Origin of the sequence: Photorhabdus sp. CRCIA-P01 (genome assembly GCF_003545805.1) — a bacterium.
GTDB classification, from domain to species: domain Bacteria; phylum Pseudomonadota; class Gammaproteobacteria; order Enterobacterales; family Enterobacteriaceae; genus Photorhabdus; species Photorhabdus antumapuensis.
This window is the reverse complement of sequence record NZ_NMQR01000009.1, coordinates 18,652-39,854: the sequence shown is the minus strand read 5'-3', so window position 1 is coordinate 39,854 and position 21,203 is coordinate 18,652. Positions and strand designations below refer to the sequence as shown.

The following is a 21,203-nucleotide window of genomic DNA, read 5'->3' as shown; positions in this document are numbered from 1 at the left end:
TGATCACATTTTTAGCTGAATCGTATAAAATAAGCTTTATAAATACCTTATAGCGTATGACTGATTATTGAGAAAAGCTCTCAATAATCAGTATGTAAACAAAAAGTTATTCACCCAATAAACGGATCATTTCTTTTTCATCAATAACCGGAATATTTAACTCATTAGCTTTAACTAACTTTGAACCGGCGGCTTCACCCGCAATCACCAAATCTGTTTTCTTAGAAACGCTGCCCGTCACTTTTGCCCCCAGTGCAACAAGTTTAGCTTTGGCTTCATCCCTGGATAATTGATGCAATGAACCTGTTAATACAACTGTTTTACCCGAAAATGGGCTGTCAATCTTCTCAATTTTCGTTACGACGACCGGTTCCCAGTTGATACCGATATTATCAATCAGATCGTCAATGACTGTTTGGTTATGAGGTTCATTGAAGAAGTTAACAACATGTTTTGCCACCACTTCGCCAACATCCTGAACCTCTTTCAATGCTTCCTCATCAGCGGAACGTAATTTATCCAGTTCGCCAAAATGAGCAGCCAAATTAGCAGCGGTCGCTTCCCCAACTTCACGGATACCCAACGCATAAAGGAAATGGGCAAAGGTGGTTTTTTTCGCTTTTTCCAACGCATCCACCACATTCTGGGCAGATTTCGGCCCCATGCGATCAAGCCCAGTCAACTTGCCTGCCGTCAGTCTGAAAAGATCTGCCGGGGTTTCGACATACTCTTTATCCACCAACTGATCGATAATCTTTTCTCCCATGCCGTCAACATCCATCGCTCGACGGGAAACAAAATGTCTAAGTGCTTCTTTACGCTGAGCACCACACACCAATCCCCCCGTACAACGCGCGACAGCTTCCCCTTCAATCTTTTCAATATCTGCTCCACATACCGGACAATGTTCAGGGAAAACAACTTCATTACTGTCCTGCGGCCTTCTGTCTTCCAAAACACCGACAACTTGTGGAATCACATCACCAGCACGGCGGATAATAACCGTATCGCCAATCCGCAAACCTAAACGTTCAATCTCATCCGCATTATGCAATGTTGCATTACTGACAATTACACCAGAGACCTGCACTGGCTCCAAACGTGCTACCGGTGTGATGGCGCCAGTACGACCAACCTGAAACTCAACATCACGAACAATCGTCATTTGCTCCTGAGCAGGAAATTTGAATGCCGTGGCCCAACGTGGCGCACGGGCAACAAAGCCTAATGTTTCCTGCAATTCCAGCGAATTGACTTTGACAACGACACCATCGATATCAAACCCCAACTCGGAACGCTGGTTTACAATATCATGATAAAAATCAATAACCTGTTGACTATTGGTACAAACTTTAATTTTATCGCTGACCGGCAATCCCCATTGCTTAAACTGTATCAGTCGCTCGTAGTGACTGGCCGGTAATTCTCCCCCCTCCAATACACCAACACCATAACAGAAGAAAGCCAACGGACGTTTAGCCGTAATACGGGGATCGAGCTGACGCAGAGAGCCAGCCGCCGCATTACGTGGGTTAGCAAATACTTTCGCACCCGTGCGGCGAGCTTCCTCGTTCAGCTTCTCAAACCCTTTTTGCGGCATGAAAACTTCACCGCGAATTTCAATACGAGCTGGAATATTTTCGCCGAATAGACGCAGTGGAATTGCACGGATAGTCCGTATATTTGATGTAATATTTTCCCCTGTTGTACCATCACCACGAGTTGCAGCCCGTACCAACTCACCATTTTCATACAACAGGCTGACCGCCAAACCATCCAGTTTCAGCTCACAGCACACAGCTAAATCCAGGGTCTCTTTCAAGCGGTCACGCACCCGCTTATCAAACGCCAGGTAACTCTCTTCATCAAATACGTTATCCAGTGACAACATAGGAATTTCATGGCGGACTTGTTCAAAAGCCGTCAGAGGAGCAGCTCCAATCCGCTGCGTTGGTGAATCCGATGTAATCAACTCAGGGTATTGTTCTTCAAGATCCTGCAATTCCTGCATTAACCGATCATATTCCGCATCAGGGATCTCTGGTGCATCCATGACGTGATACAGATATTCATGATGACGCAGTGTTGTTCTGAGCTTTTCTATTTGTTGAGCAGTTGATTTCATGACTTATAACCAGCGATAAAAAGCCCCCGACTGGCGGGGGCTTGAACATTCGATAAATCGATTATACCTGAACACCAAGTGTGCTGCGAATACGTGCCTTATACAATTCAATTTTTTGCGGTGTCAGCATTTTTCGCTCATCATCAAGCACCACACCCCCAACATCAGAAGCAATACGCTGGGCCGCCTGCAACATCAGTTTAAAATTCTGACTAGATTCTCCGTAAGAAGGGACCACCATAAACATAGAAACCCCTGGAGTCGTAAAATCAGCCATTATTTCAGGATTAAATGAGCCCGGTTTCACCATATTTGCCAGGCTAAACAGTATCGGGCCACTACCTGATGGGTTCACGTGGCGGTGAAAAATCTGCATTTCCCCAAACTGGAAGCCAGATTGTAGAATACTTTGCAGCAAGGGTTCACCATTCAGCTCCTGTCCGTGGTGCGCTGCTACGTGAAGAACCAAAACAATTTCTTTCGCTTTAGTCTGAGCTTCTTTTTCGCCAACCTCCTCCTGAGATTTTCCTTCAATCACGGATTGGTTTCTTTCAGACTCATTCTGCTCTTCAAATTCAAACAGACCGAGTTGGGGTTCCTGCTCTTCTACGACGGCTTTTCTCGCTGTCGTCTCAGGCTGATGACCCGTCAGCAACGGATCATCGCTTTCTTCAGGCATTACAGCATCAATTCCAGTCAACTTTTGCTGACGGCGCTCGATAACTGACTCAGCTTTATACTCCTGATGAGATTTTACCTGCTTATGGGCATAAGGCTTTTGCTGATTGTCGGACGCTTCATCATCACTGTCATCGACAAAACTATTCTGACGATCATGTTTATGACGTTTAACTGGGCGATCACGAAAAAGCGAAGAACGCTCTTTACGGCTGGTCCACAACCCATGTAGCAGCAAAGCTATTATTGCTATCGCACCAACAATGATTAATATCAGACGCAAATCCTGCATCATTGCTATCTCTGTTGTTTAATTAAGTATGCCACCACGGCGGAATATTTTCTGTATTAACTGTATTTGTCAAATAACACAAGTGCAAGCTTATACACACTTTTCTTATCAGAAAAATGCCTAACAAGCTTCTTTTGCATTTTTTTTATACAGAACAATACTAGTCAGTCGAAAATCCTGCCTATATGATAGCGTTTCAATCACACAGGAGAGAATAGGAAGTATGCTGAATTTGACAAAATCGCCAAAAAATTTGAGCGGCTTTCAGTATTTGGTGCAAGGTTGCAAATTAATGACTCGCCCAGGCATTAAAAGATTTGTCTTATTGCCTTTGTTGGCAAATATTTTGTTTCTCGGTGGTTCATTTTGGTGGCTCTACCAGAAACTGGAGAATTGGATCCCTTGGATAGTGAACAAAGTACCGGATTGGATGCAATGGCTCAGTTATATTTTATGGCCTCTGACCGTGATCTCTGTTTTGCTGATTTTTACTTACTTCTTCAGCACAATAGCGAATTTTATCGCGGCACCATTCAATGGTCTGCTAGCGGAGAAACTGGAAGCGGATTTAACAGGAACCCCCGCACCGGATACCGGCGTTATCGCACTCTTCAAAGATGTTCCACGTATCCTGAAACGGGAATTAGTCAAGCTGTGCTACTATATTCCACGCGCTCTGGTCTTATTGCTGCTCTATTTTATTCCTGTTATCGGGCAGACTGTTGCACCTGTGCTCTGGTTTATTTTCAGTGCCTGGATGCTATCGATTCAGTATTGTGATTACCCTTTTGATAACCACAAAGTCAGTTTTCCAACAATGCGTAGTGCCCTTCGCCAAAACAAAATAATTAATCTGCAATTTGGCGCAACAGTGAGTATTTTAACAATGATACCCCTTGTCAATTTGGTGATTATGCCTATTGCCGTATGCGCAGCAACGGCAATGTGGGTCGATCGCTATCGAGATCAACACGCTCCTCGTATTATGCCGTGATATTCGTTTAAGTTATTCTTTTAGACAATAAAAATATATTTAAGTTATATTTCCATTAACCGGTTGTTGGCGTATTGTTGACCGGATATCACTAAAAGGAGCTGAAAGACGAGTATGAGTAAAATTTACGAAGATAATTCTTTGACTATTGGTCGTACCCCGTTAATTCGCCTAAAACACTTTGGCAATGGGCGTATTCTGGCAAAAGTAGAATCCCGTAACCCAAGTTTTAGTGTAAAATGTCGCATTGGTTCCAACATGATTTGGGATGCTGAAAAACGCGGTATCCTACAACCAGGGAAAGAGTTGGTAGAACCTACCAGCGGTAATACCGGGATAGCCCTTGCTTATGTTGCCGCCGCTCGGGGCTACAAATTAACGCTGACTATGCCAGAAACCATGAGTATTGAGCGCCGCAAGCTATTGAAAGCATTGGGAGCGCAACTGGTACTGACGGAAGGCGCTAAAGGTATGAAGGGGGCCATTGAGAAAGCTAACGAGATTAAAGCTAGCGATCCCGATCGTTATATTATTCTGCAACAGTTTAGCAATCCGGCAAACCCAGAAATCCATGAAAAAACCACAGGCCCGGAAATCTGGGAAGACACTGACGGTGAAGTGGATGTATTTGTTGCCGGTGTAGGGACTGGCGGTACATTAACAGGCGTTGCTCGTTACCTGAAAAACACCAAAGGTAAAAATATTACCGCAGTTGCTGTAGAACCTGAAGACTCGCCAGTTATCAGTCAGACTCTGGCCGGTGAAGAAGTGAAACCAGGCCCCCATAAGATTCAAGGTATTGGTGCGGGTTTTATTCCAGATAACCTTGATTTGAAATTGGTTGATCGCGTTTTCAAAATTAGCAACGAGGAAGCGATTAAAACCGCGCGTGAAATTATGGTAAAAGAGGGCATTCTGGCAGGTATCTCCTCTGGCGCCACCATTGCAGCAGCGGTGAAACTTTCTCAAGAGCCAGAATATAAAGATAAAAATATCGTCGTTATTCTGGCTTCATCAGGTGAACGCTATCTAAGCAGTGTACTGTTTACTGACTTGTCTGATGAATAAAAGTTTTTAAGTAAGTTACTTAGATTTATTGATAAAAAAGCACCTAAATGGTGCTTTTTCTGTGTGGTAGATCAAACTTTTACACTTTGCCAGATGATTTCTTACAATGGGTCTAGTATTTAACCAATAATAATTATTTCGATGCTCGAAATTAATTAGCAGGAGTAGTAGTTTCAGTTAAGTAGTTCCGCGATCTATCTTTACTTCAAACTATCAATCAGAAGCATCGGAAAGAACAATTTTTTTGATAATGAATAAAAATTTTTATTACACTATCAACCTGAGAGTCTATCTCAGTAGACGTCGTTAGTGCTGTTCATTCTTACCAGTAAAAGTGATACAGGCAGCACAACACATGACCCGGAACTTACGGGTCGTACTAAAGAGCGTTCAAGAGCTATTCGCTTTTACCAGAACATTACTCAGTTCGCTCTTTAGGTAAATAAAATCGTCTTAAATGGGATAGGCAGTGAATAAACACTCAAGTTAAAATTTGTCCATGACAGATTCTTAACTTACATAGCAAAAATCTAAGTTATTGAGGAAACGTTATGTTCCAGCAAGAAGTCACCATTACTGCGCCAAATGGCCTACACACCCGTCCCGCCGCACAGTTTGTTAAAGAAGCCAAAAGTTTCTCCTCCGACATTACACTGACTTCCGGTGGTAAAACTGCCAGTGCCAAAAGCCTATTTAAGCTACAAACTTTGGGACTCACTCAAGGCACTGTAGTGACCATTTCTGCTGAAGGTGAAGATGAGCAAAAAGCAATCGAGCATCTGGTTAAGTTGATGGCAGAACTGGAATAACTTTCCATTAACCGCAAAGCCAGTCAAGATTCAGAGATTGTGAATATACCCTATGGATTTCAAGACGCATCGCGACGGCAGGGGAGCGAATCCCTGGGAGCATAGCGAACTATGTGACCGGGGTGAGTGAGTGCGGCCAACAAAGAGGCAACTTGAAAGATAACGGGTATAAACAGGTATTCACTTAGCCGTTCCTCATCCCCGGATAAACTTTTATCTGGGGATATCAGTTTAAATGCATGTCCTAAAACAGCAAACCATCTGTGGGCTGGCTCTTTAAATAATAATTATTAGTAGTTAGGTAACATCATGATTTCAGGCATATTAGTATCACCAGGCATTGCTTTCGGTAAAGCACTATTACTGAAAGAAGACTCAATCATTATCAATCAGAAAAAAATCAGCCAAGAGCAAGTCGAACAAGAAATTTCCCGTTTCAAGCAAGGTCGTGAAAAAGCCTCATCTCAGCTAGAAATCATCAAGAACATAGCAGCAAAAAACCTCGGAGAAGAAAAAGCTGAAATCTTCGAAGGGCATATCATGCTATTGGAAGATGAAGAACTTGAGCAAGAAATTATTGCGTTAATCAAAAACGATTTCAAAACCTCAGATGCCGCGGTTTATTCTGTTATTGAAACTCAGGCCAAAGCCCTTGAAGAATTAGATGATGAATACCTGAAAGAACGTGCCACAGACGTGCGTGATATCGGTAAACGCTTGCTGAAAAACATTCTGGGTATGCCCATTGTTGATCTTGGCTCAATTTCAGAGGAAGTCATTCTGGTTGCCAACGACTTGACTCCATCTGAAACCGCACAACTCAATCTGGAAAAAGTACTCGGCTTTATTACCAATTTAGGTGGCCGAACTTCCCACACGTCAATCATGGCCCGCTCTCTTGAACTGCCAGCGATCGTGGGTACCACCCAGGCGACGACGACAATCCAGAATGGTGATTACCTAATTCTGGACGCAGTAAATAACCATATTTACATCAACCCGTCCGATGCAGAAATTGAACAGCTAAAAAAGACCAAAAACGAATATCTGTCAGAAAAAGCTGAACTTGCAAAGTTGAAAGATCTCCCGGCAATGACTCTTGATGGCCATCAGGTCGAAGTCTGTGCCAATATCGGTACCATCCGTGATGTGATCGGCGCTGAACTCAATGGCGCCGAAGGTGTCGGTTTATACCGTACAGAATTTCTGTTTATGGATCGTGATGCGCTGCCAACAGAGGAAGAACAATTCCAAGCTTATAAAGCTGTTGCCGAAGCAATGGGTAGCCAAGCGGTTATTATACGTACGATGGATATCGGTGGTGATAAAAATCTGCCCTATATGAATCTACCGAAAGAGGAGAACCCATTCCTTGGTTGGCGTGCAATTCGTATTTGCCTTGATCGAAAAGAGATCTTACATTCTCAGTTACGTGCTATCTTACGTGCATCTGCTTTCGGTAAATTACGTATTATGTTTCCAATGATTATTTCTGTAGAAGAAGTACAGGAACTGAAAGTAGAACTTGAATTGCTGAAAGGCCAGCTTCGCGAAGAAGGTAAAAAATTCGATGAAGCAATCGAAATGGGTGTGATGATAGAAACACCCGCTTCAGCGGTTATTGCTCATCACCTGGCAAAAGAAGTTGACTTTTTCAGTATTGGGACAAACGATCTAACTCAGTATACTCTTGCTGTAGACCGTGGTAACGAGTTGATTTCTCATCTTTATAACCCGATGCTACCAGCAGTATTGAGCCTGATTAAGCAAGCCATCGATGCTTCACACGCTGAAGGTAAATGGACGGGGATGTGTGGCGAGCTTGCAGGTGATGAACGTGCTACCTTGTTGCTATTAGGCATGGGGCTGGATGAGTTTAGCATGAGTGCGATTTCTATTCCCCGCATCAAGAAAATCATTCGTAATACTCGTTACGAAGATGCAAAAGCGCTAGCTGAGCAAGCCCTTTCTCAGTCTACCGCTAAGGGGTTAATAGAATTGGTTGATACCTTCATCAAAGAAAAAACACTTTGCTAACAATATCGGTTAAAACGCGGTCCAGTATAAACAATTAGGAGAAGATTCATGGGTCTGTTTGATAAACTGAAATCTCTAGTTTCAGATGATAAAAAAAACAGCGGCACTATTGAAATTATCGCACCTTTATCTGGTGAGATTGTCAATATTGAAGATGTTCCAGATGTTGTCTTCGCCGAGAAAATTGTCGGCGACGGTATCGCTATAAAACCCGCCGGCAACAAGATAGTTGCACCAGTTGATGGAACAATCGGTAAAATATTTGAAACCAACCATGCATTTTCTATCGAATCGGACAGCGGTATTGAGCTATTTGTCCATTTTGGTATTGATACGGTTGAGCTTAAAGGCGAAGGCTTTACACGTATTGCAGAAGAAGGTCAGCGTGTACAAAAAGGTGATTTAGTTTTGGAATTCGATCTTAAATTCCTTGAAGAGAGAGCAAAATCGACCCTGACACCTGTTGTTATTTCCAACATGGATGAGATTAAAGAATTATCCAAGTTGAGTGGTTCTGTCACTGTAGGTGAAACACCCATTATGCGTATTAAAAAGTAGCAATACTTTAACTGTCACAATACCATTTTCATCTTAAAAAACGGCCGACAATCACGGCTGTTTTTTTATCCCTTATCTTCAACTTACATCACTTTCCATATTAGAAATTGGCGAGTGTGAGCAGAGTTTACCGCTTCTTTTACTCTACTCACGCTGAATATATAACCAGATTAATTGAATACTCCGGTAGAAAGATACCTGTCACCACGGTCACAGATAATGGCAACAATGACAGAATCTGGATTTTGTGCTGCAACACTTAATGCTCCGGCAACAGCACCGCCGGAACTAACCCCACAGAAAATCCCTTCTTTCCGAGCTAATAAACGCATGGTATCTTCTGCTTCTTTCTGAGTGATATCCACCACTTGATCAACTAACTCCTTGCGGAAAATGCCGGGCAAATAAGCCGGCGACCAACGGCGAATACCTGGAATATGGCTGTTTTCAGCGGGTTGTAGGCCAATAACCTGCACATTGTTAGATTGGCTTTTTAAATAGCGGCTCACACCGGTAATGGTTCCCGTCGTTCCCATACTAGAAACAAAATGCGTAATACGCCCTTGCGTCTGCCGCCAAATTTCCGGCCCCGTGGTCGTAAAATGCGCTAAAGGATTATCCGGGTTATTGAATTGATCAAGTACTTTACCTTCACCATTACGTTCCATTTGCTGAGCTAAATCACGTGCACCTTCCATACCCACGGCTTTACTCACCAAAATCAGTTCCGCACCATAAGCTCGCATAGAAGCCTGACGCTCAAGGCTCATATTATCAGGCATCAGTAATTTAAGATGATAACCTTTTACTGCGGCAATCATTGCCAACGCAATACCCGTATTTCCGCTAGTGGCTTCAATTAATACGTCACCGGGAGAAATTTCACCCCGCAATTCAGCTTGCTGAATCATTGATAGCGCTGTTCTGTCTTTTATCGAGCCTGCCGGATTATTACCTTCGAGCTTCACCCATATTTCCACCCCCAGCTTATCGGTGATTCGTTGTAATTTTACCAGCGGGGTGTTACCTATAAAATGTTCCAAGCTTGCCACAGCTATTACCCAAATTTTATTTAATAGAAATGCGAAATAACCATATTCAGAAATATATCGCAAGACCTTAAATAAAAAATGCCCATCCCTGGCGGTAAGCAGATGAGCAAAATGGTACCAACCAAATCCAAATAATTATCAGGCAGTTTGGGCTAAACTCAGTGTTTGCAATTGTTTATCACCCGCATATAAACGCGCTTCAGTACCACCCATAAAATAACGGTTTCCTCTTGTGGGTACTGAAGTCTCATCAAACCAAACAACAGCAACCGACTCATGATGCCAGCCTAAAGGCTGAACAGAAAGCTGCCAGAAATGCCCTCTAGGACTGACCTCTGTCACCTGTACTGGCAATGGACTGGAAAGTGTCGGTTGCGAGTTCATCATGATATCCCACGGACGCAGGAATACATCAACATTCCCCTGATGGATTGGCGTCACATTGAGAGGCAAGTGCTGTCCGCCAATCAACAGCTGAGAGCCTTTAATTTCACCACTAAAATGATTGACCTCACCCAAGAACTCCATCACAAAACGGCTTGCCGGATAACGCCATACATCTTGTGGCGTACCTACCTGTTCAATATTCCCTTGCCTCATGACAACAACCCGGTCAGCCACTTCCATCGCTTCTTCCTGATCGTGAGTGACAAAGACACTGGTAAATTTTAGCTCCTCATGGAGCTGGCGTAGCCAACGGCGTAATTCCATTCTTACCTGAGCATCCAGTGCACCAAATGGCTCATCGAGTAATAGAATTTGTGGTTCAACAGCCAATGCTCTTGCCAACGCTACCCGCTGTTTCTGCCCACCAGAAAGTTGTGATGGATAGCGTTCAGCAAAATGCGTTAATTGCACCATCTCCAACAACTCCATAACTTTACGGCGGATAGCCGCCATATTCGGACGCTTACGTCGTGGCAATACTGTTAATCCAAAAGCAACGTTATCAAACACCGTCATATGCCGAAACAGTGCATAATGCTGAAATACGAAGCCAACTTGCCGATCTTTAGCATGCATACGGCTAACATCTTGCCCGTGGAAACTCAGCTTCCCCTCGGTTTGTTGTTCCAGACCCGCGATAATCCTCAACAAGGTTGTTTTACCGGAGCCTGACGGACCAAGCAGAGCAACCATTTCTCCAGCAAAAACATTCAGAGTGATATCGCTCAGAACCTGAGTCCGACCAAAGTATTTACTGATATTGTTAATTTCAATACTCATATTCTGCTCCTACCTTAACCATGTTGGCGGCTTAACCGCCACTGCAAAGCACTTTTAACAATCAAAGTGATAATTGCCATCAATGCCAACAATGCCGCCGCAGTAAATGCCCCTACGGTGTTGTAATCTTGATGCAGTAATTCAACCTGCAACGGCAATGTGTAAGTTTCACCACGAATAGCACCGGATACCACTGAGACAGCACCAAATTCACCAATTGCGCGGGCATTGGTCAAAACCACACCATATAACAACGCCCAACGGATATTAGGTAACGTCACCCGCCAAAACATTTTCCAACCCGACGCCCCCAATAAAATTGCAGCTTCATCCTCCTGGCTCCCCTGACTAAGCATCATCGGTACCAGTTCTCGAACAACAAACGGACAAGTCACAAATATCGTTACCAAGACCATCCCCGGCCAGGAAAACATCAATTGGATATCATAGGGTTCTAGCAAACTTCCTGCCCAACCATTCGAACCATAAAACAATAGGTAGAGCAAACCAGCCACGACCGGCGAAACAGCAAATGGAATGTCGATCAATGTCAATAAACATTGCCGCCCTGGAAACTGAAAGCGCGTTACCAGCCAAGCGATCATGACGCCAAAAATTAGATTTACCGGAACGGTAATTAATGCGATCAGTATCGTTAACCAGATGGCATGCAACATATCAGGATCTAAAAGATTCTCAGTGACTACCTCAACTCCTTTAGAAAAGGCAGTCATAAATATCCAGACAATAGGGATCACTAACAGTAAGATTGAAAACAATACACCTGTTATGATCAGCGCCCATTTCGCCCAATTTACAGGTGGTCGTTGTGCTACGTAAGATTCAGATAATTCAACCATTAATGCCCCCCAATCCGTTTACCAAAGCGGCTTTGCAGAGTATTAATGCTAAAGAGTAATATCAGAGATATTGCCAATATAACTGATGCGATGGCACTGGCTGCGGGGTAATCAAACTCCTGTAAACGGATGAAAATCATCAGCGATACCACTTCTGTTTGCCATGCAATGTTACCGGCAATAAAGATCACTGCACCAAACTCCCCCAAGCTGCGGGTAAAAGAGAGTGCCGTGCCCGCAATTAAAGCCGGAGATAATTCTGGCAATACAACCCGCCAGAAAGTTTGCCAACGATTAGCACCTAATGTTTGAGCTGCTTCTTCATATTCTGGCCCTAGCTCTTCAAGTACCGGCTGAATCGTTCGCACTACAAATGGCAGGCTTGTAAATGCCATCGCTACCGCAATACCCAACCAAGTATTCACGACTTTCACATCAAAGTGCCCAAGCAAAGAGCCATACCAACCACTCACAGAGAATAGCGTTGCCAATGTCAATCCCGCTACCGCAGTAGGTAACGCAAAAGGGAGATCCATCAAACCATCCAATAAGCTACGGCCAGGGAAACGATAGCGAGTTAAAACCCATGCCATCAGCATACCAAACACCGCATTAAACAAGCTGGCAACCGCTGCTGCCAGCAATGTCACTTTATAAGCCGCTACAACTTGGGGATTAGCAATCACCTGCCAATACTGTTCCCAGGTCATACTGGAAAGCTGCACAACTAATGCACTCAGGGGTAACAATAAAATCAAGCAGGTATAGAACAAACTACTGCCTAAGCTCAACCCAAAACCAGGCAATACTCGCTTACTGGATCTCGAAAACATTACTTATGCCCCTCGGCCAGCAATTGATCTAGTATACCGCCAGTATTGAAGTGAGTTTTCATCACTTGAGGCCAACCACCAAATTGATCTTCCAATCGAAACAACTTAGTTTCTGGAAAACGGGCTCTCTGTTGAGCCATCACGTCTTTATTACTGACACGATAATTAAAGCGGGTAATGATCTGCTGTGCCTGTGGGCTATAAAGATAATTCAGATAAGCTTTAGCCACTTTCTCTGTACCGTTTTTCACAATATGCTTATCAATCCAAGCCACGGGGAATTCTGCCAGAATACCTACCGGTGGAACGATCACTTCATATTTGTCATCACCATACTGCTTGCGAATATTATTAACTTCAGATTCGAAACTGATCAGCACATCACCTAAGCCACGTTCAATAAATGACGTTGTTGCACCGCGACCGCCAGTATCAAACACAGCGACATTTTTCAGGAAATGTTTCATCCATTCGCGAGTTTTACCCTGATCTCCACCCTTTTCCTGTTGAATAACCCCCCAGGCGGCCAAATAAGCATAACGGCCATTACCGGAGGTTTTAGGATTTGGCAAGACTAATTTGACATCCTGACGCACTAAGTCATCCCAATTATGAATATCTTTGGGGTTACCTTTACGCACGAGAAACGCCATCGTGGAATAGTAAGGTGAACTGCTATTTGGCAGGCGGTTCTGCCAATCAGCCGAGAGCAGATTGCCACGATCATGCAAAATTTGCACATCCGTTACCTGATTGTAAGTCACCACATCAGCCCGCAATCCTTGAAGAATTGCCAGTGCTTGTTTGGAGGAGCCGGCGTGGGATTGTTTGATTATCAACTTATCTTGTGGATACTGCTCATTCCACTGTTTTTCAAATTCAGGATTCAGTGCGGAAAATAGCTCACGCGCAACATCATAAGAGCTGTTTAACAGCTCTACAGCAAAGGCATGACTGCTGCCTAATAAAGTTACTACCACCAGTCCGTTTAGTATCGTATTTTTTATTGAATACTTTTTCATTTCTCACCTTATCCGTTATTTCATCAAATAACGCGCCAGTGACTAATGTATCCAGTTTATTTATAACAAGGTAGATAACTATCACCGTTTAATATACCAAATTGCACTTAGAAAGTATGAAACGCAATAAGCTGACAGAAATATTAAATGAAAAATGCGGGCCTGTTACGGCTCCGCAAAAGGAACATTAAATTCACCAAACCGGCTCAGTTTATGTTTTTAATCAGAAACTCTCATCGTTTCCAGACGATACGTTCCACTTTCCAATTTTTCAGTACATCATCAGAAGGAATCAAACCTTCAGGGCCATTCCAATTACCGGTAAACAGATAACTGACATGTTTGCTCTGGGGGGATACGCAAACAATAGCGCTCTTCTCTGACTCACTCACCGTATTTCGACAAACATCAAATGCTTTGCCATAAAGTGCCGAAAATGGCATGCCGACCTTTGTTCTCCAGACGGTTTCAATATTTTCATCCAACACTTCAATGCGACTGACTTTTCCATCGGCCTGACCAAATAACGCAATCTTCAATTGATCACCATCCATTGCTTGAAATACTGTCACCAATTGACCATTTTTTGTTTCCATGCCACTGCGTAAGTGGTACTTTCTATCCAACCCCTTCTCTATTGTGTCTTTATTCATTGCTGTCAGACCATTTATTTCTCCCACACCCTGATCTGAGATTTTTAAAGGGCTGCCAAACCAGCTAAAAGGAGACAAATCCGACCATGAAAGACCCGATGAACCCATACAACCGGCCAGTAACAATGCACCACTTATTGTAATAAAACGTAATCCTGACAACATGTTAGTTAAAGTATACTTCTGCATAACGGGTTCCCTTATGACTCAATACAGAGATAGGCACTGAGACATCACATCTGATTGTTAGTTTCAGAGAATGTTTAAATTAATTACTTTAGATGAATATTTTATTGATAAAATACAGCTTAGCGGTATCATTACTCCCCCCTAAAAGTCATTACTATTAGTAAGGTCACTATGATGAAAAAAATATTTATAACCACCGCCTTGATTACTTTGTTCAGTATGCCGTCAATGGCTCAAATCTCACAGACGCAATTTGGTGGTTTTTCTGGTCCCGATTCAGCACAGCCTCCCGTCCAAGCACCACCACAAGGTGGTTTTGTCGATCACAATGCAAGAGTTTCCACCACCCAACAAGTTAAAAATATGAGAGATGACAGTTGGGTCGTTCTGGAAGGACATATTGAATCCCGTATCCACAGTGATCACTTCATATTCCGCGATAATGCAGGAATTGTTGAAGTCGAAGTTGATCATAAATACTGGAATGGTCAAACGATAACACCTCAAGATAGAATCCGTCTTGAAGGTGAAGTCGATAAAGAATGGAATGGTATGACTGTTGATGTAAAAAAAGTCACCAAATTGAACTAATGCCTTGTGGCTGAGTGGTATTCTTTCACTCAGCCATATCTGAACTCAATATTCCTGATCAACAATCAAACGCTTACTAAAAATAACGCTCTCTTGATGACGATCCTCATATTCCAGTTTTTCACACATATAGATAGTGGCATCATTATCTTCAGGAACAATAAGAACTATTTTTGGGCAGCCACGGGCAATCAATTTCTTCTCCAACCGGGCAATTAATGCATTCGCAATTCCCCTACCGCGAAATTCAGGATGAACACCCAAATAATAAGCTGAACCACGATGACCATCATAACCACCCATAATCGTCCCAACCACTTCACCAACCACTTCTGCGACTAAAAACAGGTCAGGATCATGCGTCAATTTACGCTCGATATCCACTTCCGGATCAACACCAGGATTAAGTAAATCGCAGCGTTCCCATAAGGTGATCACTTCTTCAAAATCATCTTGTCGAAATACCCGAATTTCCATCCCTAACCAACCTGTTTTTATTGAAATAACTATTTTCTCATTATCTCCGCTTTAACACCGGAATCAATACGAAAATGCGTTCTCTTCCACTATTCTCTTCCACTAATAGCTATAATATAGCGCTCACCACATCATAATGGGAAAAGAATCATGAATACACCAAACATTAATCAGATTAAATCTTTTTTCCTTTCATTACAGAATGAAATTTGCCAACAACTGGAACAGACAGATGGCAAAGCGAAATTTACTGAGCAGTGCTGGCAACGAGAAGAAGGTGGCGGAGGCCGTAGTCGAATTATGAAAGAAGGCACGATATTCGAACAAGCAGGCGCTAATTTTTCTCATGTATCAGGAGATATGCTTCCTTTATCAGCAACAGCTCACCGTCCTGAACTGGTCGGTCGTCATTATCAGGCAATGGGCGTCTCTCTAGTTATTCACCCTTTGAATCCCTATATACCAACCAGCCATGCTAATGTTCGGTTCTTTATTGCAGAAAAAGAAGGTGAAGCGCCAGTATGGTGGTTCGGTGGGGGTTTTGATTTAACACCTTATTATGGTTTTAAGGAAGATGCTATTCATTGGCACACCACCGCCCGAAATATATGTCGACCCTATGGAGAAAATGTTTACCCAAAATATAAAGAATGGTGTGATAATTACTTCTATATTAAACATCGTAACGAAGCCCGTGGAATTGGTGGCTTATTCTATGACGACTTAAGTACACCTGACTTTGAACATTGTTTTAATTTCACTCAAGATATAGGTAAAGGTTTCCTTTCTGCCTATCTACCTATTGTGGAAAAAAGGAGGGAGATATTATGGGGTGAACGTGAACGGCAATTTCAATTATATCGCCGTGGTCGCTATGTAGAATTTAACCTCGTTTGGGACAGGGGAACCCTATTTGGATTACAAAGCGGGGGACGAACAGAATCTATCTTAATGTCCATGCCACCATTAGTACGCTGGGAATATGATTATCACCCTGAACCAAGATCTGCGGAAGCCGCTTTATATACCGACTTTCTACCAGCAAAAAACTGGATATGATTTTCTATCATGTTAGGAATATTATAAAAAACTATTCCTAACTATTTATATTTTTATTACAACCAATGTAAGAATCCCTCACATAAAAAAACTTAACAATTTGTTAACAACCCCTTAACACAAAAGAAGCAGGTTGGCCCTGATGACTATCTGCTGGAAACGTGTTTAATATGAATCCGTACTTAAAGAGTACCTCTAATTAAAACTAAAAATTTATTCCAGGAGATATTTTATGCAAATACAAAACAATAACTACAGAGGCTTAATACCGCCGTACATTCTTCAAAATATTTATAATAATGATAACGAAAAGAAGAAAGTATTAATGACATTAAATCATACTAAGAGTTTAATGTTGGACAGTGTTATTAACACATCTTCCGATGATTCTGATGATAAGGTTACTAACACTACTATACATCGTTCTATTCACGATGCAGAAAATAAACGTAAGTTGCCAGGAAAATTAGTACGAGATGAAGGAGATCCAGATAACGGAGATAAATCAGTTGATAACGCATATATATATTTAGAAGCAACTTACAATTTCTATAAAGAAGTTTTTAATCGTAATTCATTAGATGATAAAGGAATGAAATTGATTGCCACTGTGCATTATGGCGAAGAATATATGAATGCATTCTGGGGCAGCGGACAAATGGTATTTGGCGACGGAGATGGCAAAACCTTCAATGATTTCACGACATCTATTGATGTGATCGGCCATGAATTATCTCATGGCGTTATTGAGAAAACAGCGGATCTGGTCTATTTCTTCCAGTCTGGAGCATTAAATGAATCAATAGCGGATGTTTTTGGCTCACTGGTAAAACAACATTATCTGAAACAAAAAGCTGACGAAGCAGATTGGATTATAGGTAGTGGGTTACTGGGCAAAGATATTAAAGGTGTAGGGATTCGTTCAATGAAAAACCCCGGCAGCGCATATGATGATGAAACGCTCGGTAAAGATCCGCAGCCTGGTCATATGGATGATTATAAAGATCTGCCGATTTATAGAGACAATGGTGGAGTCCATATTAATTCAGGTATTCCTAATAAAGCCTTCTATAATCTGGCGACAAAATTAGGTGGATATTCCTGGGAGAAAGCAGGAAAAATATGGTACAACACATTGTTGGATAAAGATCTTGCACGTGATGCTAACTTCGTATCCTTCGCTAAATTAACAATTAAACATGCTCGTGAGTTATTTGATGAGGATATTGAAAAAGCGACAATTGATAGCTGGCAAGAAGTAGGCGTTAAAGTGAAAGAAGATAAAGACGATAAGGGCGGCGACAAGGACGATACAGGAAGCGATAAAGACAAAACTAAAGATTAATCTATAAATATATCGCTGGTTTAACGCCAGCGATATTTTATTATTTGTAACACCTAAATTGTAAAAAATATATCTAATAGAAGATGCCAAAATTGTTAACGACGAATTTCACGCTATACTAAAGAGACCTAAAAAATAACCGTAAAAATTTGGTATATCATGAATAATAAAACTCTCAAACTCACAACTGATAGTAAAATCACAATTTCTCTACAAGGAGGATTTACCACCACACCTAGCCTTAACCAAGATAAAGCAGTGAATTTAAAATCATTGTCTCCGCACCAACAGCAGTTATTTCTTCAAGCCATAGAACAAGATTTTTCTGATTCCATGCCACCATCACCCTATCCTGATCAACAGTATTATCTGCTCAGTATTGCCAATGGAAATGAAGAATACCACTTCACTCTTCCAGAGCCAGATGCACCAGAAATCATTACTCAGATATGGGATGACAACAACAAGGGTGGTTAATCACCACCCTTTTTTCTTACAATTTAGCATTAACGCTTTTTCAGATGCGCCATCAAACGCTTACGCTTGCGCATTTGATTTGGCGTCAACGTATTACGTTTATCGGCATAAGGATTTGCCCCCTCTTTAAACTGAATCCGAATTGGCGTCCCCATTACTTTCAAAGATCGACGGAAATAGTTCATCAGATAACGCTTATAGGAATCAGGCAAATCGGTTACCTGATTACCGTGGATCACAACAATTGGTGGATTATAACCACCAGCATGGGCATATTTCATTTTTACCCTGCGCCCACGGATCATCGGCGGTTGATGATCTTCTTCGGCCATACGCATGATACGGGTTAGCAATGAAGTATTAACACGACGAGTGGCGCAATCATAAGCCTCAAGAATCGAGTCAAACAGATTCCCCACCCCACTACCATGTAAAGCAGAAATAAAATGTACTCTGGCAAAATCAACAAAACCAAGACGATAATCCAGCATCTCTTTCACACTCTCTTTATCTTCCTGTGACATGCCATCCCATTTATTGACCGCAATGACCAACGAGCGTCCGCTATTAAGAATAAAACCCAATAATGACAAATCTTGATCGGAAATGCCTTCTCGCGCATCGATCACCAACAATACAACGTTAGCATCTTCAATCGCTTGAAGGGTTTTGATGACTGAAAATTTTTCAATCGTTTCAGAGATCTTACCCCGCTTACGTACCCCTGCGGTATCGATAAGGATATATTCACGGCCATCGCGCTCCATCGGAATATAAATGCTGTCACGGGTAGTGCCTGGCATGTCGTAAACCACAACCCTTTCTTCACCCAAGATACGGTTAGTCAACGTAGACTTACCCACATTTGGCTTACCGACAATGGCTAATTTCAATGGCAGAGTTGATGGATCAAAATCCTCCTCCTCTTCCACCATCTCAATTTCATTCTGTTCCTGCTCTGCCCAATAAGCTGCGTTGGCCTCTTCCTCAGTCAACTCAACCACTTCTTCATCACCTTTACCGTAGAAAGGCAACAGGACTCGTTCGATAAGTTGGGTGACACCACGACCATGAGAAGCAGCGATAGAATAGATATCCCCCAATCCGAGGGAATAAAATTCAGCAATAGCGGTATCAATATCAACACCGTCAGTTTTATTCGCGACCAAAAAAGTCGCTTTTTCGCGACCACGTAGATGTTTTGCTATCGCGTGGTCTGCTGGCATAAGTCCGGCACGAGCATCTACCATGAACAGAACAATATCGGCCTCTTCAATCGCCATCAAAGCTTGAGCTGCCATATGGGTTTCCACACCCTCTTCGGTACCATCGATACCACCGGTATCAATGATAATAAACTCCTGCCCTTCAACCTCAGCTCGACCATATTTGCGGTCGCGAGTCAGACCTGGAAAATCCGCTACCAGCGCATCTCTTGTACGGGTTAAACGGTTAAATAATGTGGACTTACCCACATTTGGGCGCCCTACCAGAGCGACGATAGGTGTCATTTGTTGATGCCTCATGACTAAATTTGAAATCAGTATTTTGCTACTCATCGTTAGCTGCAACAAAACACTAAAAAGACGAAACGGCTCCTGTTCTTTTCAGGAGCCGTAGGATTATAACTAACGCTTTACTCTATATTTCCGGTAAACAGGCAGTAAGCAAAACTCAACGGGTAAACAGATAAACCGTACCGTCTTTCGCCTGTACCATCAATTTATCACTGGCGACAACCGGACGACTCATTAAACCGGAACTATCAACTTTATGTTGAGCAACAAACTTACCGTCATCTATATTCAGCCAGTGCAGATAACCTTCACTGTCACCGACAACCAGATAGCCATTATACATTTCAGGCGCGGTTAAATTACGGTGTTGCAATTTTGTCTGAGTCCATAAAGTGACACCATCATTTTGACGCAGACCCATAACGCGATCGTTTTGGTCAACAATATAGATATTATCACCAGAAACAACCATCTCGTTCACTGAACCCAAATCGCGCTTCCAGAGGATTTGACCTGAACGCATATCAAGCGCCACCAAATTACCATTATAGGCTATTGCATATATCACGCCCTCAGAAATAACCGGTGTCGTATCAACATCATTAAGACGACCAATTTCTGTAGAACTGGTTACCTGAGAAATACGTTGTTGCCAAATCAACTGCCCCTGAGAAATCAAGACGGCGTTGACACGACCATTATCCCCCCCCACGATGGCAGCACCGTAAGCCGCGGCAGGCGCCGATTCACCACGTAATGACAATGATGGTGTATCCAAATTAACAGACCATTGCACTTTACCATCGGACTCGCTCAATGCCTGCAACATCCCATTGCTGGTATGAATCAGCACCAAACCATCACTCACCACAGGACGCGACAACGCCTCACCGGCAACGTCAGATTGCCAGGCAACTTGGCCGTCTTTGGTATTCAATGCAATAACTTTGGCACGTTCAGTGCCTACATAGAGATGATCCCCAGAAACGGTCAAACCACCAGAGAGCAATGCCGGTATACGAGAAGAGAGGAAACCCGCTTTTTCCGCCAGATTCACCGACCATATCTCTTTACCACTATCAATGTCCAACGCCTTAACGATGCCATGACGATCAGCAACATAAACAGCGGAGCCCTGCCAAGTTGGCGTCAAGTGAGAATAATAACGGCCTACACCATCACCTACGGATTTATCCCAAACCTCGCTTGGGTTAAATTGATTTTCGACCTGTGGCAATGGTGACATCGTTACTGTGTCTTGCTCACTTGAACAACCGGCTAGCAGAACGGAAGCCACCAAACCAACCAAGAGTGTTTTACGCAGTTGCATTGAAAGAATT

At 42.7% G+C, this 21,203-nt stretch carries 20 protein-coding genes; 9 read left to right on the top strand and 11 right to left on the bottom strand.

The window, feature by feature from the left end; genetic code table 11:
• Positions 1-106 precede the first annotated feature (106 nt).
• Together ligA and zipA are read right to left on the bottom strand one after the other, a co-directional pair.
• Positions 107-2,125, bottom strand: a complete 2,019-nt coding sequence (gene ligA, locus D3222_RS08030) for an NAD-dependent DNA ligase LigA (protein WP_118985695.1) — start codon at positions 2,123-2,125, stop codon at positions 107-109.
• 61 nt (positions 2,126-2,186) lie between these two features.
• Complete coding sequence (gene zipA, locus D3222_RS08025; protein WP_118985694.1) at positions 2,187-3,098, bottom strand: cell division protein ZipA; 912 nt, start codon at positions 3,096-3,098, stop codon at positions 2,187-2,189.
• Positions 3,099-3,318: 220 nt separating this feature from the next.
• On the opposite strand from zipA, the gene cysZ reads away from it, so the two are divergent.
• The 5 genes from cysZ to crr all read left to right on the top strand — a co-directional run bounded on the left by cysZ (position 3,319) and on the right by crr (position 8,561).
• On the top strand, positions 3,319-4,089 hold the full coding sequence (gene cysZ, locus D3222_RS08020; protein WP_118985693.1) for a sulfate transporter CysZ: 771 nt from the start codon (positions 3,319-3,321) through the stop codon (positions 4,087-4,089).
• Positions 4,090-4,203: 114 nt separating this feature from the next.
• On the top strand, positions 4,204-5,157 hold the full coding sequence (gene cysK / locus D3222_RS08015; RefSeq protein WP_118985692.1) for a cysteine synthase A: 954 nt from the start codon (positions 4,204-4,206) through the stop codon (positions 5,155-5,157).
• A gap of 551 nt (positions 5,158-5,708) precedes the next feature.
• Positions 5,709-5,966 carry a phosphocarrier protein Hpr gene (gene ptsH, locus D3222_RS08010; RefSeq protein WP_021323875.1) on the top strand — a complete coding sequence of 86 codons (258 nt, stop codon included), beginning with the start codon at positions 5,709-5,711 and terminating at the stop codon, positions 5,964-5,966.
• 309 nt (positions 5,967-6,275) lie between these two features.
• Positions 6,276-8,003, top strand: coding sequence for a phosphoenolpyruvate-protein phosphotransferase PtsI (gene ptsI / locus D3222_RS08005; RefSeq protein WP_118985691.1), 1,728 nt, complete (start codon positions 6,276-6,278; stop codon positions 8,001-8,003).
• A gap of 48 nt (positions 8,004-8,051) precedes the next feature.
• Positions 8,052-8,561, top strand: a complete 510-nt coding sequence (gene crr / locus D3222_RS08000; protein ID WP_118985690.1) for a PTS glucose transporter subunit IIA — start codon at positions 8,052-8,054, stop codon at positions 8,559-8,561.
• Between the two features lie 170 nt (positions 8,562-8,731).
• Here the strand turns inward: crr and cysM are convergent, their stop codons facing one another.
• The 6 genes from cysM to D3222_RS07970 all read right to left on the bottom strand — a co-directional run bounded on the left by cysM (position 8,732) and on the right by D3222_RS07970 (position 14,397).
• Positions 8,732-9,613, bottom strand: a complete 882-nt coding sequence (gene cysM / locus D3222_RS07995) for a cysteine synthase CysM (RefSeq protein WP_118985762.1) — start codon at positions 9,611-9,613, stop codon at positions 8,732-8,734.
• 138 nt (positions 9,614-9,751) lie between these two features.
• Positions 9,752-10,840, bottom strand: coding sequence for a sulfate/thiosulfate ABC transporter ATP-binding protein CysA (gene cysA, locus D3222_RS07990; RefSeq protein WP_118985689.1), 1,089 nt, complete (start codon positions 10,838-10,840; stop codon positions 9,752-9,754).
• Positions 10,841-10,854: 14 nt separating this feature from the next.
• Positions 10,855-11,700, bottom strand: a complete 846-nt coding sequence (gene cysW / locus D3222_RS07985) for a sulfate/thiosulfate ABC transporter permease CysW (RefSeq protein WP_118985688.1) — start codon at positions 11,698-11,700, stop codon at positions 10,855-10,857.
• Positions 11,700-12,533, bottom strand: a complete 834-nt coding sequence (gene cysT / locus D3222_RS07980) for a sulfate/thiosulfate ABC transporter permease CysT (protein ID WP_118985687.1) — start codon at positions 12,531-12,533, stop codon at positions 11,700-11,702. The genes cysW and cysT overlap by 1 nt, the downstream gene beginning before the upstream one ends.
• Entirely contained in the window at positions 12,533-13,555 is a 1,023-nt protein-coding gene (locus D3222_RS07975; RefSeq protein ID WP_118985686.1) for a sulfate ABC transporter substrate-binding protein, read from the bottom strand. The genes cysT and D3222_RS07975 overlap by 1 nt, the downstream gene beginning before the upstream one ends.
• A gap of 233 nt (positions 13,556-13,788) precedes the next feature.
• Positions 13,789-14,397 carry an RpoE-regulated lipoprotein gene (locus tag D3222_RS07970; RefSeq protein ID WP_118985685.1) on the bottom strand — a complete coding sequence of 203 codons (609 nt, stop codon included), beginning with the start codon at positions 14,395-14,397 and terminating at the stop codon, positions 13,789-13,791.
• Between the two features lie 174 nt (positions 14,398-14,571).
• On the opposite strand from D3222_RS07970, the gene D3222_RS07965 reads away from it, so the two are divergent.
• Positions 14,572-14,988: a YgiW/YdeI family stress tolerance OB fold protein gene (locus D3222_RS07965; protein ID WP_232832447.1), complete on the top strand. Its 417-nt coding sequence runs from the start codon at positions 14,572-14,574 to the stop codon at positions 14,986-14,988.
• A gap of 45 nt (positions 14,989-15,033) precedes the next feature.
• Here D3222_RS07965 and D3222_RS07960 read toward each other — a convergent pair whose 3' ends face one another.
• Entirely contained in the window at positions 15,034-15,465 is a 432-nt protein-coding gene (locus D3222_RS07960; RefSeq protein WP_011145692.1) for a GNAT family acetyltransferase, read from the bottom strand.
• 150 nt (positions 15,466-15,615) lie between these two features.
• Between D3222_RS07960 and hemF the strand changes: the two genes are divergently transcribed.
• From hemF to D3222_RS07945, 3 genes are all read left to right on the top strand, one after another.
• Positions 15,616-16,524 carry an oxygen-dependent coproporphyrinogen oxidase gene (gene hemF, locus D3222_RS07955; RefSeq protein WP_118985683.1) on the top strand — a complete coding sequence of 303 codons (909 nt, stop codon included), beginning with the start codon at positions 15,616-15,618 and terminating at the stop codon, positions 16,522-16,524.
• A gap of 232 nt (positions 16,525-16,756) precedes the next feature.
• The gene (gene prtS, locus D3222_RS07950; protein ID WP_118985682.1) at positions 16,757-17,869 is read left to right on the top strand and encodes a metalloprotease PrtS; all 1,113 of its coding nucleotides are present in this window, start codon (positions 16,757-16,759) and stop codon (positions 17,867-17,869) included.
• 159 nt (positions 17,870-18,028) lie between these two features.
• Positions 18,029-18,346, top strand: coding sequence for a protealysin inhibitor emfourin (locus tag D3222_RS07945; RefSeq protein ID WP_118985681.1), 318 nt, complete (start codon positions 18,029-18,031; stop codon positions 18,344-18,346).
• Positions 18,347-18,375: 29 nt separating this feature from the next.
• Here D3222_RS07945 and der read toward each other — a convergent pair whose 3' ends face one another.
• Both der and bamB read right to left on the bottom strand, forming a co-directional pair.
• On the bottom strand, positions 18,376-19,857 hold the full coding sequence (gene der / locus D3222_RS07940; RefSeq protein WP_118985680.1) for a ribosome biogenesis GTPase Der: 1,482 nt from the start codon (positions 19,855-19,857) through the stop codon (positions 18,376-18,378).
• 163 nt (positions 19,858-20,020) lie between these two features.
• Complete coding sequence (gene bamB, locus D3222_RS07935; protein ID WP_118985679.1) at positions 20,021-21,193, bottom strand: outer membrane protein assembly factor BamB; 1,173 nt, start codon at positions 21,191-21,193, stop codon at positions 20,021-20,023.
• Positions 21,194-21,203 lie beyond the last annotated feature (10 nt).